The 14,673-nt window shown below is 61.3% G+C and carries 15 protein-coding genes and 1 pseudogene; 13 read left to right on the forward strand and 3 right to left on the reverse strand.

Going from position 1 to position 14,673, the window contains the following annotated elements:
• Positions 1-104 precede the first annotated feature (104 nt).
• Positions 105-569: a hypothetical protein gene (locus GU920_RS18730; protein ID WP_161768638.1), complete on the forward strand. Its 465-nt coding sequence runs from the start codon at positions 105-107 to the stop codon at positions 567-569.
• 204 nt (positions 570-773) lie between these two features.
• Here GU920_RS18730 and GU920_RS18735 read toward each other — a convergent pair whose 3' ends face one another.
• A complete protein-coding gene (locus tag GU920_RS18735; protein ID WP_161768639.1) occupies positions 774-1,877 on the reverse strand; it encodes a DNA cytosine methyltransferase in 1,104 nt (367 codons plus the stop codon).
• Between the two features lie 83 nt (positions 1,878-1,960).
• Between GU920_RS18735 and GU920_RS18740 the strand changes: the two genes are divergently transcribed.
• From GU920_RS18740 to GU920_RS18750, 3 genes are all read left to right on the forward strand, one after another.
• Positions 1,961-3,394, forward strand: a complete 1,434-nt coding sequence (locus tag GU920_RS18740) for an ATP-binding protein (RefSeq protein ID WP_235933418.1) — start codon at positions 1,961-1,963, stop codon at positions 3,392-3,394.
• Positions 3,391-4,377 (forward strand): O-methyltransferase, encoded by a 987-nt coding sequence (locus GU920_RS18745; protein WP_328799325.1) that lies wholly within the window; start codon positions 3,391-3,393, stop codon positions 4,375-4,377. The genes GU920_RS18740 and GU920_RS18745 overlap by 4 nt, the downstream gene beginning before the upstream one ends.
• A gap of 238 nt (positions 4,378-4,615) precedes the next feature.
• Complete coding sequence (locus GU920_RS18750; RefSeq protein ID WP_161768642.1) at positions 4,616-5,872, forward strand: tyrosine-type recombinase/integrase; 1,257 nt, start codon at positions 4,616-4,618, stop codon at positions 5,870-5,872.
• 17 nt (positions 5,873-5,889) lie between these two features.
• Here GU920_RS18750 and GU920_RS18755 read toward each other — a convergent pair whose 3' ends face one another.
• Entirely contained in the window at positions 5,890-6,486 is a 597-nt protein-coding gene (locus GU920_RS18755; protein ID WP_161768643.1) for a hypothetical protein, read from the reverse strand.
• A gap of 274 nt (positions 6,487-6,760) precedes the next feature.
• Between GU920_RS18755 and GU920_RS19850 the strand changes: the two genes are divergently transcribed.
• The 8 genes and pseudogenes from GU920_RS19850 (at position 6,761) to GU920_RS18790 (ending at position 11,760) form a co-directional block, all read left to right on the forward strand.
• Positions 6,761-7,759, forward strand: a complete 999-nt coding sequence (locus GU920_RS19850) for a helix-turn-helix transcriptional regulator (RefSeq protein ID WP_161768644.1) — start codon at positions 6,761-6,763, stop codon at positions 7,757-7,759.
• A gap of 309 nt (positions 7,760-8,068) precedes the next feature.
• Entirely contained in the window at positions 8,069-8,317 is a 249-nt protein-coding gene (locus tag GU920_RS18765) for a helix-turn-helix transcriptional regulator (RefSeq protein ID WP_161768645.1), read from the forward strand.
• On the forward strand, positions 8,317-8,580 hold the full coding sequence (locus GU920_RS18770) for a hypothetical protein (protein WP_113900834.1): 264 nt from the start codon (positions 8,317-8,319) through the stop codon (positions 8,578-8,580). The genes GU920_RS18765 and GU920_RS18770 overlap by 1 nt, the downstream gene beginning before the upstream one ends.
• Complete coding sequence (locus GU920_RS18775; RefSeq protein ID WP_161768646.1) at positions 8,577-8,972, forward strand: VRR-NUC domain-containing protein; 396 nt, start codon at positions 8,577-8,579, stop codon at positions 8,970-8,972. The genes GU920_RS18770 and GU920_RS18775 overlap by 4 nt, the downstream gene beginning before the upstream one ends.
• Positions 8,969-9,976 (forward strand): helix-turn-helix domain-containing protein, encoded by a 1,008-nt coding sequence (locus GU920_RS18780; protein WP_161768647.1) that lies wholly within the window; start codon positions 8,969-8,971, stop codon positions 9,974-9,976. Before GU920_RS18775 ends, GU920_RS18780 begins: the two co-directional genes overlap by 4 nt.
• Positions 9,977-10,047: 71 nt before the next feature.
• Positions 10,048-10,461 (forward strand): annotated as a pseudogene (locus GU920_RS19895) (DNA cytosine methyltransferase); the annotation flags it as partial.
• Between the two features lie 31 nt (positions 10,462-10,492).
• The gene (locus tag GU920_RS19650; RefSeq protein ID WP_235933420.1) at positions 10,493-11,065 is read left to right on the forward strand and encodes a DNA methyltransferase; all 573 of its coding nucleotides are present in this window, start codon (positions 10,493-10,495) and stop codon (positions 11,063-11,065) included.
• Positions 11,062-11,760 (forward strand): hypothetical protein, encoded by a 699-nt coding sequence (locus GU920_RS18790; protein ID WP_161768649.1) that lies wholly within the window; start codon positions 11,062-11,064, stop codon positions 11,758-11,760. The genes GU920_RS19650 and GU920_RS18790 overlap by 4 nt, the downstream gene beginning before the upstream one ends.
• Here GU920_RS18790 and GU920_RS18795 read toward each other — a convergent pair.
• Positions 11,747-13,804, reverse strand: coding sequence for a DUF262 domain-containing protein (locus GU920_RS18795; RefSeq protein ID WP_161768650.1), 2,058 nt, complete (start codon positions 13,802-13,804; stop codon positions 11,747-11,749). The two genes, GU920_RS18790 and GU920_RS18795, sit on opposite strands and share 14 nt — an antisense overlap.
• A gap of 157 nt (positions 13,805-13,961) precedes the next feature.
• Here GU920_RS18795 and GU920_RS18800 point away from each other — a divergent pair, with 157 nt between their 5' ends.
• Positions 13,962-14,402, forward strand: a complete 441-nt coding sequence (locus tag GU920_RS18800; RefSeq protein ID WP_328799326.1) for an MbcA/ParS/Xre antitoxin family protein — start codon at positions 13,962-13,964, stop codon at positions 14,400-14,402.
• Positions 14,403-14,673: the final 271 nt, after the last annotated feature.

Genomic DNA, 14,673 nt, shown 5'->3' on the forward strand with positions numbered 1-14,673 from the left:
GCAATCGCCCGTCCCGCTGCACGCGATGAAAGTTCCGCGCGCCGGGTGATTGCTCAACCCGCGCCGAAGGGCGTAGATCAGCTACCGGCTCCGGTCGCAACTGGATGATAGACCAGTGGCAGGTCAAGAGGAAGGCGATCAAGCGCAAGCTGGAAGGCCTCTACGACGCCATTGCCGACGGCCTGCGCTCGCCAGGCCTCAAGGAGAAGCTTCTTGAGCTGGAGGGACGGATAGCCGCCATCGACGCCGAGCTTGGGCGCCCTGCCCCGGCGCCCGTCCGGCTCAACCCGAACCTGTCGGAACTGTATCGGCGCAGGGTAACAGAACTGGCGATCACGCTGGCCGATCCGGCAATTTCCCGACCGGCACGCGAAGTCGTTCGCGGTTTGATCGAGCGTGTTTCGGTGACGTGGGAAGACGGCCAAGCGGTTGTTGCGCTGGACGGTGCTTTGACGGCGTTGATCGGGTTGGCCCAGAACGCCAAAGGCCCCGCTGTTGCGGGGCCTTATGGGAGTTCGGTAAAGGTGGTTGCGGGGGCAGGATTTGAACCTGCGGCCTTCAGGTTATGAGCCGGAATTGGAAGAATCCAGAAGTCCAAGGAAATCAATGATGGATGCCTCATAGCCCGGATAGTATGCACTACATTCGTCCGCAAACATCCATTCTGATCGTATTTGAACGGCTGCCACTGGATTGGAAGCGCAAACAACGGTTGAGGTGGCGTTGAGGTAAAGCATCGATGATCCTCATCATCAATCGTTCGACTCACCTCATCATTTCTGTTTGCCCATGTCCGTGCGAGATGCCACCACGGAGAGCAAAGCCCGCGCAAATGGTGGGCTGACACTGTTGCCTATCATCCTATGGCTATGCCACTTGGTTGCATGAAAATCGTACCAGTCCGGAAACCCCTGAATTCTAGCAGCTTCTCGGACCGTGATGACTCTATGATCACTAGGATGGATAGGTCTTGCCGCTTGGAAGGAACCACGATCAGCACCAGTGCCAGCTCTCAGAACATTCGCCGGCCGTTCCCAAGACAGTCTAACATAACGGCTCACGGGATCCTTACCGCCAGGTAGAACCTTTGCAAAACGATCAACCACTTCTTGGGTATGACGCGTTAACTGGAAACCAGATGTCGTTTCCCTTTGAGCATCTATATATTCCGGTCGACCCAGAAAGTCCGGCCGAACATAAGCGTTCAGCATCTGAACGTATGGATTATCCAATCCACTCTGATCAATCCGCAACACGTCAGAAACTGCTGGACCGGGTAGTCCCGCTATTGCATCGCGGACCGTATAGTGCACGGCCGACTTCGCTGCGAGGAGATCGGCAACCTGAATACAATCAATTTCGCTTGGGTCATAACCTAGGACCACCAACCTCTTCCTAGTTGTTGCAGCACCGTAATCTGCCGCATCCAGAACAATCGGATCCAAAATCACATAAGGATACTTTAGCGCAGAGATGGCCGTGTTTAATACTCGGGTGCCATCATCGAGTAAAAGTCCTGGTACATTCTCCATCAAGAAGAACTTCGGCTTGAGCTCCTCGACCAAATGGAAAAAACGATGCAGAAGCATGTTCCTCGGGTCATCACTGCGGCGCTTTCCGATCGAGCTAAAGCCCTGACACGGGGGACCTCCGATCACGCCCGATAGCCGACCCTGCGCTCCAGACAGCTCCTTCAGTTCCGATGCCTCACGCTGCGCAAGGTCGCCGATCAGCAACTTACATGCAGGATGGTTACGTCGGTGCCCGTCCCCAAGCACGGGGTCGACATCAACGGCAAGCCGCGGGGTGAAGCCCGCCTGCACCGCCCCCAACGACAAACCGCCGACTCCGCAAAAAAGATCAATTATATCAGTCATTTAGCGGTCATTTCACCGACCATCCGTTGTTCGCCGGTGCAGAAACGCACGTACCACCGCCCACGATCACCTTGAAAGGCGTCTTGTGCAAGACCACCAACGCGGCCAATGTAACAAGAGTGATCGAGTCGGAGAGTTTCATGACGTCACCTAATAGATTCTTTGGGGGTCCGACGAAAGACTTCTTCGTGTCGATGCTCACCCGCGACATCGCGCTGGATGATGCGATCCTCGACCTTGTCGACAACTCTGTCGACGGCGCGATGCGCACTAGGCAAGATCAACGGGGAACCGAGCAAATGTACGCCGGTTGTCAGTGCCGCCTTACCATAAGTGGAACCACTTTCGAAATATCCGACAACTGCGGGGGCATACCAAAGGCTTACTTAGAGAACGCTTTCCGGCTGGGCCGCCCCAAAATCGATCTCGACAAGGGTATCCCGACGATCGGTGTTTACGGCATTGGCATGAAGCGGGCTATCTTTAAGATTGCGTCTGAAGCAACTGTGGAGTCCCACTCGGCCGACGCTGCAGTACGTGTCACCTATACCGGCGACTGGATGGCATCAGAAGACGATTGGTACGTACCTTTCACTGAGCTAGGCAAAGATGCAACTCTCGGTGTAAAGATAACTGCCGTCACCATTAGACCAGAAATTTCATCGAAGTTCACCGATCCTGGGTTCCTGGATGGCCTGGAAACTCAGATTGCCGAGCATTTCGCATATCTGATGAAAATGGGCTTCGAGATATTTCTGAACGAAAAGAAAATCAACCCTAGGATCGTTCAAGTCGTCGACGGAGGCGCTGGAAGCGTTCGCCCATACGACTACGAAGGCGTAACCGATGGCGTAAAGATGAAGGTTACGATCGGTTTCTATCGCAAGCTTACAAGGGAAGCCGAACTAGAAGAAGCTACCCAGGAAGGTGATCAACCCGTCGACAAGGCTGGCATCACGCTGATCTGCAATGAGCGCGTTATCTTGCACTCGGACAAAACGAACCAGACAGGTTGGGGAGTCGCGAGCACACCCAGATATCACCCACAGTTTCGTGCGATTTCTGGAATTGTTTCCTTTGAGAGTGATGATGCGTCGAAGCTACCTGTTTCAACGACCAAGCGAGATATCGAGCATTCATCAGCCTTGTATATCAAGGCACTAAATCGTTGCATGGATGGGATTCAGATATTCACGTCATTCACGAACAAGTGGAAGGGGCGCGAAGCAGAGACGGACCAGTATCTTCAAGAAGAGAAGTTCACCTCCGCTAGGACAGTTGCCCTCGCAAATAGTGAAGGTACTGTTGTTAGGGGCTCTGGCGGAGCCGAGAAGGTTTTCACTCCGGAGCTGCCCAAACCGCCCACAAAAACCACGCTCCGGCGAATTGCGTTCTCCCGCGAAACCTCTGAAATCGAGCAATTGGGGCTAGCACTTCTTGACAACGCCCGGGCACTTCCGGGTGATGTTGGGTTGGCGGCCTGGACGCGTGCATTGAAAGAGGTTGGCAAGCCTTGAGTGGTAGCGGTTTACCTTATCGACTCCGGCCGAGAAAGCATGTGGATCGCGAACTGTTTTCAGAGTTTGTGGCATGCCTCCTTTCGGGTCGCGATCCGACGAAGTACGTCTACGCCTCTATGGGAGGCCAGCACCTTGCAGACCATCGCTCGATTTATCGTAGATCTGGTCTCAAGGCACTTTATTCTTTTGATGCCGAAGGGAACGTAGTCGGTCGTCAGCGATTTAACCGCCCGTTCAACTCTGTGGTATGCGAACAGCACTATAGCGGAGAACTCCCCGGAAAAATCGATGCTATTCTTTCGCGATTCAACGCGGATAATCTCATAGTTTGGCTTGATTACACCGACCCGCACACGAGGTTCGCTCAACTTGGTGAAGTGGAGTTGCTTTCGTCGCGCTTTGATGCTGGAGATGTGCTGCGTGTCACCTTCTGCGCTGATATAACTCGGATTGAGAAGCACAAATCGCAACTTCCTAAAGCTGAGCGAACCGCGGAAGAGGAAAGAGCGGCTGTGCTTAAGCTGCATCTTGGAGAATACTTTCCGAATTCAATACAGTCAGTTCTGCCCTCTGAAGTCCCAGGAGCTTTCTCGATGTGTGTTAAACGCGCTATCGAGAAGGGTGTGGCGGCTGGAAGTCGGAAGTTGGTTCCGCTGCCTGTGCTGAATACCAGCTATATCGACAGCACCGCAATGTGTGTGGTCACAGTTCTATTTCAAGATAAGGATGAAACAGTAAAAGTACCAACAGGATGGGGATATGCTCCTGCGAGCTGGACTGATTTCATGATTATCGACATTCCAGACATTACGCCAAGCGAGAAAGCGATATTCGACCAGCTCATGCATCAGGATCTTGAAGCGCTCCATCAGACGCTGGGCTTCCGTCTCGACGACTCCGATCAACGCGCCGAGGTTCTTCTGGCCAACTATCGCAAGTTTCATCGGTATTATCCTACCTTTGAAAGTATCGCGAGCTAGACGGACTTTAGGCGAATCTACGTTGTAGGCGAGCGTTTCGCCAATGTGCTCCTGCTGGCTTAGCCTCTCCTGATCGGCCGATCTAGGCTTAGACAATGAATCTGGAGCTCTTTTCCCCGGAACGCCCCTCCCCACCCCACTTCCGGTCTCCGCCTCCTTTCCGGTCCCACCGCCATGCTTGCCTTGATCCAGGCGCGAATTCACGCCTCATGTCAGGACGAGCAAGACGGAGCGATGCATGGTCAAGAGACTGAAACTGAATGAGAAAACCGTCCGGGAGGCGGCGAACCTGGGGCGGGACTACCAGATCTTCGACACGGATGTGCGGGGGTTTTCGGTCACCATCTACCCTTCCGGAAACCGGGCCTTCACGCTGGACTACCGGGTCGCGGGGCGCCAGAGGCGGATGACCATCGGGCGCTGGCCGGAGTGGACCGCGACGGCCGCCCGGGAGCGGGCCAAGCAGCTGCGGCGCGAGATCGACGAGGGCGGCGATCCCCTCAGCCAGCGCCAGGCGGCGCGCGAGGCGCCGCGGATCAGTGATCTGATCGAACGGTATCTGGCGGAACACACGCCCAACCTCGCGCCCCGCAGCGCGGCCGACCATCACACCATCATGCACAAGCTGGTTGGCCCCGACTGGAACAAGAAGCTGGTGACAGAGATCACCAAGGCCGATGTTGAGAAGCTCCTGAACAAGATCGCCGCAGGCCGGGCCCGGCCGTCGAAGGCGAAGCCCAACAACCGGGCGCGCAAGCTGCAGGGGCCGAAGCCCACGCCGGTGCGCGCCAACCGGGTGGGCGAGGTACTGCGCAAGATGTTCTCGCTCTCCATCGAATGGGGGATGCGCACCGACAACCCAGCCAGCGGCTTTCGCCGCCGGATCGAGACGGAACGCGAACGCTTCCTCTCGCCCGAGGAGATCGCCCGTCTGGCCAAAGTGCTGGACGCGGCCGAGGACCAGCGTGCGGCCGGGATCATCCGGCTCTGCATGCTGACTGGCGCCCGGGTGGGCGAGGTGCGGCAAGCACGGTTCGAACAGTTCAACCTCGACCTGCTCAGCTGGTCGAAACCTGCCTCGACGACCAAGCAGCGCAAGATCCACCGCATCCCGGTTTCCGACGATGTCGCCGCCATCGTCCGCCAGCGCAGCCTGCTGGTGCCGCGGGGCAATCCGTGGCTGTTCCCCGGCGACACGCCCGGCCAGCCAGTCAAGGAAATCCGCCGGTTCTGGGTCGGGATCCAGAAGCAGGCCAACCTGCCTGGTGTCCGGATCCACGACCTGCGCCACACCTTTGCATCGCTCCTTGTCAGTGGCGGGGCCTCGCTCGAGATGATCGGCAAGCTTCTGGGCCATTCGCAGATGACGACGACCCAGCGGTATGCACATCTGATGGACTCGCCCCTCCGCCATGGGGTGAATGTCGTCGCCAGCATCTTCCGGCCGCGGCCGCAGCTGGTCCATGACGCCGACCAGGAACAGAAAAGCGCCTGACCGCGGCGCTGGGCCGGTCAATCCCGCTCGCGCAGCACCCGCCAGATCGGCGCGATCTTCTTCCTGGTGGTGCTTTCCTCGGGGATGTCGCCGTTGGGCGAATTCTGGGCGAACCAGTCCTGCACTTCGTTGATCAGTTCGCCCTGCGTCGCGGGCAGGCCCCGTTCGTTGATGCGGCGGAACAGCATCAGGTTCACCCCGTCCCAATCGTAGCGCGGAGCGGATCCCGGCGGCGATGCCGGGCGCCGCAGCAGATCGCGCTCGTCCTCGAACTTGTGGACCTCGTCGGCCAGCAGCAGCAGGTCGGTGATCTTCACCAGCACCCCATCGGTCGGGTCGGTGATGAACTGCCACTCGGTGGTTCCTGCAAGCCGGATCCGGTAGACCCGGCATTCCTCGTCGCTCGGCCCATGGCGACGAAACATCCGCATCATGTCGGCCGCGCTGACCTGCACGATTCCTGCCACGGGCTGCCTGCCGCAGATGACCGAGGCGATGCTGGTGTTCAGCGAAAGAAGGCCGGTCGCGGACCACCCGGCGACATCGGCAGCAGCGCAACCCCAGCGAGCAGATATCTCGGTCAGGGAATAGAATGGGCGGGGCGGCAGGTTCATCGCGGCGGTCTCCTTTCTGCAATCGATAAAACCCAGGTCAGAAAGGCATGCGGCAGGGATGCTGTTTGCAAACAGAGACTTGTCGGCGCGTGTTTGGATGTCGGCACCATTTCCCCGCCCCTCCCACAGGCGTGCGTTATTGTTCGGGCTGATTGCCCGTCATTGGCCGTCGGGGATCATGGGAATCGCCTTGATCTGACAGGTTCAGGCTACTCGCCTTTCGCGCGAATTTGCACTATCTCACCCTGACAGGTTCGGTCAGGGATCAAGAAGTGTGAACAAGCGTCTGGGCAAGGCAATCGACATCATGCGGCTGGCAGAAGTGGCCGCCGCGCAGGCGGACGGGATCAGCCTGGTGCAGATCACCGAGACCTTCGGCGTGAACCTTCGAACCGCGCAGCGCATGTCGAAGGCGCTGGAGGCGGCCTTCCCCATGGTCGAGATCCGCATCGACAAGGACCGGCGCAAATGGTGGAAACTGAACGAACAGAAACTGCTCCATGGGCAGGGCATTCGGGACAGCGAATTGTCGGCGTTGGAGATGGGCATTCGCCGCGCCGAGCGGGACGGAGCCCTGACCGAAGTTTCGGCGCTGACCTCGCTGCGGGACCGACTTCTGGCCACCATGCCGTCCTCCCACGCACGCCGCGCCGAGGCGGATGCTGAGGCGGTGCTGGAAGCCCGTGGCCATGCCTGCCGCCCCGGCCCCCGGGCCAAATATGACCCTCTGATCCTCGGGACCATCGAGGCGGCGCTGAAAGGGCCGTTCACGATGCAGATCGAATATGCCGGGGCACAGGACGCCAGCCCGCGGACGCGGCAGATCGAACCCTATGGCGTCCTGTTCGGCATGCGTGGCTACCTGATCGCCCGAGAGATCGGGAACGGAACGACCTATAGGCATTTCCGCCTCGACAGGGTCCGCAAGGCTCAGCTGCTGCCATCGTCCTTCAAGCGCGATCTCGATTTCGACCTGCGCGCCCATGCCGCCCGCGCCTTCGGGTCGTTCCATTCGGAGGCAGAGTTGGCCCCGGTCGAATGGCGGTTCTCGCCTGCGGCGGCGCCTGTTGCGCGCGACTTCCTGTTTCATCCCGACCAGGAGGTGACGACCGAGGGCGACGGCAGCCTGACCGTCCGCTTCACAGCCGGAGGGTGGCTCGAGATGGCCTGGCACCTCTACCAGTGGGGCGACACCGTCGAGGTGATCTCGCCGCCCGAACTGCGCGCCATGGTCGAGGCGCACCGTCGACCGGACTTCCCCGCCCTACCCTGACACCGCACCGCAGGAACGGCAGCGTCCCGTTCCGGCCCACCGTCGCAGCCATGTGTCGATGATTGCGGATCGGCGCGGCGATCCGCGCCAATCCGCAGAATCAACGCGCGCGCAATCACCGGAAATGGCGGAATGGCGCTGGGCGCATCTGCAATTCCGGTTTCCGGGCAGGCCAGCAATCCCCAATGAAACTTGGGCCGGAATGGCCCTTGGCCTGTCCGTTCCGGTCTCCGCCTAGGTTCCGGTCCCACCGCTCTGCTTGCCTCGCCCCGTCTCCGGCATCGACCGGGATCTGGATGGGAGTACGAGATGCAGACCACGACCGCTGCCCCCGAGGGCCAGCCCCTGAACCTTTTGGCGGATTGGATCAGCCGCGACCAGCTTGCGGGTGAGCTGGGCGTTGCCAGCGACACCCTCGCCCGGTGGGAAGCCCGTCACGAAGGCCCGCCCTGCACCCGGATCGGGCGCAAGGTGTTCTATCGGCGCACCTCGGTCGAGGCGTGGATCCGCGCGCAGGAACAGGTCTGCCCTGCGCCGAAAACCCGGGGGCGGCGCTGATGGCCGCCCCGCATCGCCCCGCCCGGCGCCCTGCGGTCGATCCCGCCTGGCGCGCGCAGCGCTTGGCTGAGGCGCGCACCGTCGTCGCCAATGTCGCGCGCCATTCCGACCACCTCGTCCGCCTCGCCTGTCAGGTGCTGACCACCCACGGACAGTCGGAACGGGAACGCCGCGATGCGCGCGCCCTGCTCTTCGCGATCGAGGCTCGATGCCCGGCCCGCCATCGCCGCGCGCAGGCCCTCGATCCTGAGGTCCGCCGATGAAGCGCCGTGGCACCCCCGAGGCCGATCTTCAGCGCGCGGTCGTGCAGGCGCTGCGCATCGCCCTGCCCCGCTCCGCCATCATCCATCACTGCGCCAACGAGGTCACCGAGGCCGGGCCCCGCGGGGCCAAGCGCCAGGCGATCCTCGTCGGCATGGGCGTCCATGCCGGGTTCGCCGATCTGATGGTCCTGTGCGAGGGCCGTGTCCTGTTCCTCGAACTGAAGGCGCCGAACGGGCGATTGCGGCCGGAGCAGGAGGCGTTTCGCGATGCCGTGCAGGCGCAGGGGTTCGGCTGGGCGCTGGTGCGCAGCCTCGACGACGCCCTGGGCGCGCTCGCCGATTGCGGTTTCACAACGCGCATCGCCCCTGCCCCGCGGAGGCCCGCGCCATGAGCCACGAGGCCACCAACTGGGCCATCAAGCAGCGCGGGCTGAAGCCCACGACCAAGATCGTGCTCTGGCACCTCTGCGACCGGTTCAACCCGGATTACGGTTGCTTTCCCTCGCAGGACCGGCTGGCGCATGACTGCGAGATCAGCCGCTCGACGCTGAACGATCACCTTGGGCAGCTGGAGGCCGTGGGCCTGTTGCGGCGCGTGCCGCGACTCGATCCCGTGACCAAGCGCCAGCTGCCGACCCGCTACATCCTGGGGTTCGAACCGGGCTTCACACCCGTGGCTGTGGTGCCGTGTCCGGAAATCGGACACGGAGAAACCGCGGATGCAGAAAGCCCCGACATGGCAGAGGGTTCGCCCATGAATGCCGCGGCCGTCGCCCTGCCGTGTCCGGATTTCGGACACGGGGTTGACGCCGGAGCCGTGTCCGATTTTCCGGCCGAGCCGTGTCCGGAAAGTGCCGAAAGCCGTGTCCGGAATTCGGACACTAACCCTGTAAGGGAACCTCTAAGGGAACCAGTAAAGGAGGAGGAGGGCGCGCAAGCGCGAGCGGCGATTTCCGATGAGGTTTTCGGGAAACTGCTCACAGCGCTGGGCCTCGATCCCACCGCGCTGCCCGGCTGGTGGCAAGGCTGGCCGCCCCGGCTGCATGTCCAGCGCTGGCGAGACGAACTTGGCCTGACCGAGGCGGAGATCATCGCCGCGGCCGAGGCCAGCCGCCAGGAACACCCCGAACCACCCGATGGGCCGAAGGCGCTGGACCGCGCCATGCAACGCGCCGCCCAACGCAAGGTCGAGGATGCCGGGCGCAAACGGCGCAAGCCCAAGACACCCCCTGCCCCGGCTGCGAAGCCGATCACCGACCTCCCCGCCTTCTATGCCGATCTGGTCAACTCCGACCGCTACCTGCCGGTCAGCGCGATCAGCAACACGATGCGCGATGCCATGCTGGCCCGGGGGCTGGTCACGGCCGAACGCCTGCGCGAGCGCGGGGTGCGGTGAATGGCATGGTGTCACGTCCCCGGCACGGACTCTCCCTCTGCGCAGGCGGCGGAGGCCTTGATCTGGGCCTCATGCTCGCCGAACCCGGCTATCACACCCGCGCCTTCGTCGAGTGGGAGGACTGGCCAAGGGCGGTCCTCATCGCCGCGCAAGCAGCCGGATACTTCGCCCCGGCCCCGATCTGGACCGATCTGCGCAGCTTCGACGCCCGCCCCTTCCGCGGCGCGTTCGGTGCGGTCCTCGCAGGCTATCCCTGCCAGCCTTTCAGCGCGGCCGGAAAGCGCGGCGGCGTCGATGATCCCCGCCACCTCTGGCCCGACGTTGCCCGCGTCATCGGCGAATGCCGCCCGGAATGGGTCTTCCTGGAAAACGTCGCCGGTCACGTTACCCTCGGCCTCGAGACCGTCCTGCGAGAGCTTTGGGGATTGGGCTACACGCCTGCGGCGGGCCTGTTCTCGTCGGCAGAGGTCGGCGCGCCGCATGAGCGGCTGCGGATCTTCATCCTGGCCCACACCGATGAGCCTGCATCCCGGCACCGGCAGCTACAACCCGGCCGGGAACAGCGACTTCACGAGGAAGGCCGAGGCGCTGGCGCTGGGCATCGCGAAGGCCCTGCCAAACCACTGGCCGACTCCGGCGGCGCAGAACTGGAAGGGCAGCAGCGAGGCCAGCATCACCCGCACCGATGGCAAGTCCCGGATGGACCTGCTGCACTACCGGGCGGAGCAGGGCTTCATCCGCCCGGCCCCAGTGATTTCGCCGGATGGGCCGCGGTCCTCGCCACACGCCCCGATCTCGCGCCCGCTCTGGGCTTCGATGATTGCCTCGCATGGGCGCGTCGCCTCGCGGCGGATCCTGAAGGGCCGGTCGCGGCGGCGGCTGAACCCGCTCTTCGTCGGATGGCTGATGGGCTGGCCCATCGGGCACGCGCTCTGCGCCTGCTCGGCAACGGAGTTCACCCTCTGGCAGCGGCACATGCGTGGCGCTCTCTCGCAGCTGCCCACGGCATCGGGCCCGTGGATCTGGCGGCCGACGGATGCCGCCCAGCGCCCGGCCCAGATGGATTTTCTTGAAGGATTGCAGCCATGAGTTTCCACGGCCGCGTCAGCGGCACCAAGGTCAAACGCGCGCTGGGCGTGCAGGCGGCGCTGGAATGGGCGTTCCGGATCGAACAGGCGCAGCTGGAACTGCCGCTGCCCCCGGACGTCACCGAGGAAGGCTTCGGCTTCGGCCTGGAATACGTCCTGCTGCAGCGCGCCGTGCTTGGCTGCAAGATCGATGGCGGCCAGCACAAGATCGGCGGCTACACCCACGAGGATGCCGAAGTTATCGCCGCCACCGTCGCCGGGATCCCCGACAGCCTCGGCGGCAAGCGCATGGCGATCCGCATCGCCGAACTTGCTCGCGCCGGGCTGACCCCGGACTGGATGCCTGGTGCCGTCCCGCGCTGCGTGCCGACCATCGTCAAGCAGAACCAGCACGGCACGCATGCGGGGGCCATCGTCGTCGGCACTGAGCGCATCCGCGTGCGTGGCGCGGGTGCGCGCGCCACATGGAAGACCATCGACATCTTGGCATGTCCGGTCACGTTCTCGCCCCATCCACAACAGATCGAGGCCGCCCGGCGCGGCTATGACGACTGGTGGCAGGCGCTGGGCTGGGTCCGCGAGGGACTGATCGCGGGCGGGATGCTGCGGGAGGTCGAGGTGACGGCGGCGATGCCGAGGGCGCGGCCTTGGCTGCCTTCGCAGCCCGAACCAGTGTCACCGCCTATGCAAACTTGATGAAGAGCTCCTCTTCCATCCCCAATTCAGATAAGGCCAGCTTCATTCGTTCAAACTTGTTGGTGGAGTCGATGTTGCCCTCGACGAAATATCCTTCCGCCACCCGAACGGCTTGCCGCAGCGTATCAGGCTCAGACGTCAGCTGTATGCGTTCACCAAGCTTGGTGCCCTGAAACGCCTCGGGCTGAAGCACCAAAAGCTGTTCAAGTACCTCGACGTACAGCTTGGCTACTTGCGTCACATTCAAGCGGGCACCAAGGAACACGGCATACTCCAGGCGCTTGAAACGGGGCTCCTCTGCATCGAAAATGTTGATCTCATCTCCGTTCGTCTCTGCGACGACTTCGATGGCTGGCGCAGGCCAGACCTCCAGAAAGCGCTTTGCGATACGATCTGCCCGGGCTTCGACCTGCTTGACGCCCCACCCGTCGAGGGCCTGAAGGTCGCGGTTGAGCCAAAGGCGACTGAACCGGTAACCCTGTTCGCCACCGTCTTCATTCATGTCCCGCTTGTCGACGAAGAGCTTGTTCCCCAAACGGCCGTTGTTCCCAGACAGCGTGAGGTTTCCAATCGTGTTGAGGTACTTCTCGCCGAGCAAGGCGTATTCGTCAGCGGCCAGAGTACTTCGCCATGCAGGCTCTGGGTTCTGCGGGAAGATATGCTCGACGGTGATTCCAGGAACCGTGACGTCCACCAGTTCCCTGTTGTTGTGGTTTTCCAAGCGGTCGAAGAAGTATGTCCTCGTCCGGCTTTTCGTGCTGTAGATGTCCTTCTCCCGCAACATCGCGATTACCTCGGCGTCCCGCGGGAAGCGCTGGCTGCCGCCGCGTTGCATCAAGGAACGTTCGATCGATATCAGATACTCTGCGGGGTCCACCCGGTCGTACAAACTCATGAAAATTTTGTTCAAGGCGTTTGTCGGCAAGCTTAGGATGAACCGGCGCCAGACGTAGCTCTGAACCAGCCGCAGGACGGCCGCGAACACGTCGCGGGAGATGATCCCGGCGGTGAAATCCCGATAGACTGGCATCAGAAACGGGAAGGCCACGTTGACCTCCAGCGTCCGGATGTAGCCCAGCTCGCGTCGGATCTCGGGGTCGCTTTCAAGGTCAGGGTTCAGCAGGCGCGCGTAGACATGGGAGAATTCGCGCAGCTCTTCGAGGGCATCCATAAGGTCGGCCGAGTTCGGCACTGGGTAGCGTTCCTTGAACTTGGCATAGACTGCCCCCTTGTTCGGAATATCCTTCTGCTTCAGCGTCAGAAAATCACGGATGAAATCTGACACTCGGCTCTCGTTCACCTCTCGATTCCGGGCGTTCGCCTCAATGGGCTCCCAGAACTTCCGGAAAACCTGCTCCTGCTCCTTCCGGGGCAATCCCATCAAAATGTAATTTCTGATCAGATCAGCCTGCGACAGCTCAAGGCCCGTCGAATTCAGGCTTTCGAAGATCCGCTGCGGATTGTCCTTCTGTCGATCGAGTGCGATGTCGACAAAGATCAGCTTCGACACGCCGCGCAGAACGACATCGAAATTGGGATCAGTTATGCGCGCTTGGAAGAAGCGGAAGTTTTCGATGAGCCGGGAATAGCCGCTCGCCTTGATCGCTTCTTTCGGATCCATGATCTGCGCCAGGGCCACCTTGTTGTTGTCAGTGGGCTTCAGCTTCAGTTTCTCGGCGTCTTCGGCGAATTCGTTGATCAAATAGGTCTTGTAAATGCGCTGGGCTTGCTGGTCCTTCCCCGTCGCCATAGCGTGCCGGTAAAGCGCTATGAAAATCAACGTCAGGGTGGTGAGGCGCTGCTGCCCGTCGATGATCGTCAGTTCGCGAAGACCCGAAGCCGTGTAAACGTCGTCATGGACATAGACGATGCTGCCGATGAAATGCCCTGACTGGGTGTCGTCTGCGCCGATAGCCAGGATATCGTTGAACAGCTGCTGGCACTGCACCCGGGTCCAGTCGTAGTTCCGTTGGTAGACGGGGATGGCGAAAGCTGTCTCGCTGCTGGCCAAGAATCGGTCGATGCGGGTTTCGGCAGCTTTCATGCAGTGGCTCCAGATTGCTCATGTTTTCTGGACCCTACGTGATTGATGGCATCGAGTCACCAGCTCGGCCGCCTGTTGGATCACGGTAAAGGTCGTCGGCGGCAATGCCGCCGCCGTCTCGAGGAAATCGAGGCTTGCCAAATGACACCCGTCGACCATGCTGGCGGCAGAAGAAGGGAGCGTCATGCGCCGCGCATCGGTTCCATCAGTTTCGAAGCAACCCGACTTCCCCGTCATCACGGACGAGGAAGCAGCGGCCCTCGCGCGCACCACCGTCAACCTGTTCCACGCCTGGGTCCTGACGGATGGCGAGGCGCGCGTGCTGCTCGGCGACATGGACGAGCATACATGGGAGCGCTGGAAGACTGGCGACATCGGTCCGATCGACCGTGACCTTCGAGCGAGGATGGCAATCCTGATGGGCATCCACAAGGCGTTAAGGTACCTCTTCACCGAGCCTGGCCGCGGCTACACATGGGTCTGCAAGCCAAACGCGGCCTTCGGAGGGCACAGCGCGCTGGACATCATGATGCGCGGCGAGGCCACCGACCTGATAAACCTTCGCAACTATTTGGATAGGGAACTGCTGAGTTTCTGAGGGCTCCTACGATACCATCAGCCCATCATGACAGCGACGTCTCGGCCGGTTGCAGCCCTCTGCAGGCATGGAGAGAAGTCTCTCCCTCGCTGCCAGTCAGCAGCCGTACGACACTTGTCGGTGTTGAAAGTTTCGACTAGGAAAGGAAGGCTACCCTTAGTGCATCGCACGCCATTGGCCACATTCTGTTGCTTGGACGCGGACGGTTGACGCAAGTAGAATTAACTGAATTGTGAGCCAACCATGACACGATGGAACAGTTCGCCCAGAC

This window comes from Paragemmobacter ruber (genome assembly GCF_009908315.1).
Lineage (GTDB): Bacteria > Pseudomonadota > Alphaproteobacteria > Rhodobacterales > Rhodobacteraceae > Paragemmobacter > Paragemmobacter ruber.

Bases quoted from the DNA above. Each gene is read 5' to 3' on its own strand.
- GU920_RS18790 (WP_161768649.1), top strand. From the start codon at position 11,062: ATGAGTTTCCACGGCCGCGTCAGCGGCACCAAGGTCAAACGCGCGCTG.
- GU920_RS18735 (WP_161768639.1), bottom strand. From the start codon at position 1,877: ATGACTGATATAATTGATCTTTTTTGCGGAGTCGGCGGTTTGTCGTTG.
- GU920_RS18775 (WP_161768646.1), top strand. From the start codon at position 8,577: ATGAAGCGCCGTGGCACCCCCGAGGCCGATCTTCAGCGCGCGGTCGTG.
- GU920_RS18800 (WP_328799326.1), top strand. From the start codon at position 13,962: ATGCTGGCGGCAGAAGAAGGGAGCGTCATGCGCCGCGCATCGGTTCCA.
- GU920_RS18730 (WP_161768638.1), top strand. From the start codon at position 105: ATGATAGACCAGTGGCAGGTCAAGAGGAAGGCGATCAAGCGCAAGCTG.
- GU920_RS19650 (WP_235933420.1), top strand. From the start codon at position 10,493: ATGAGCCTGCATCCCGGCACCGGCAGCTACAACCCGGCCGGGAACAGC.
- GU920_RS18755 (WP_161768643.1), bottom strand. From the start codon at position 6,486: ATGAACCTGCCGCCCCGCCCATTCTATTCCCTGACCGAGATATCTGCT.
- GU920_RS18750 (WP_161768642.1), top strand. From the start codon at position 4,616: ATGGTCAAGAGACTGAAACTGAATGAGAAAACCGTCCGGGAGGCGGCG.
- GU920_RS18795 (WP_161768650.1), bottom strand. From the start codon at position 13,804: ATGAAAGCTGCCGAAACCCGCATCGACCGATTCTTGGCCAGCAGCGAG.
- GU920_RS18780 (WP_161768647.1), top strand. From the start codon at position 8,969: ATGAGCCACGAGGCCACCAACTGGGCCATCAAGCAGCGCGGGCTGAAG.
- GU920_RS18765 (WP_161768645.1), top strand. From the start codon at position 8,069: ATGCAGACCACGACCGCTGCCCCCGAGGGCCAGCCCCTGAACCTTTTG.
- GU920_RS18770 (WP_113900834.1), top strand. From the start codon at position 8,317: ATGGCCGCCCCGCATCGCCCCGCCCGGCGCCCTGCGGTCGATCCCGCC.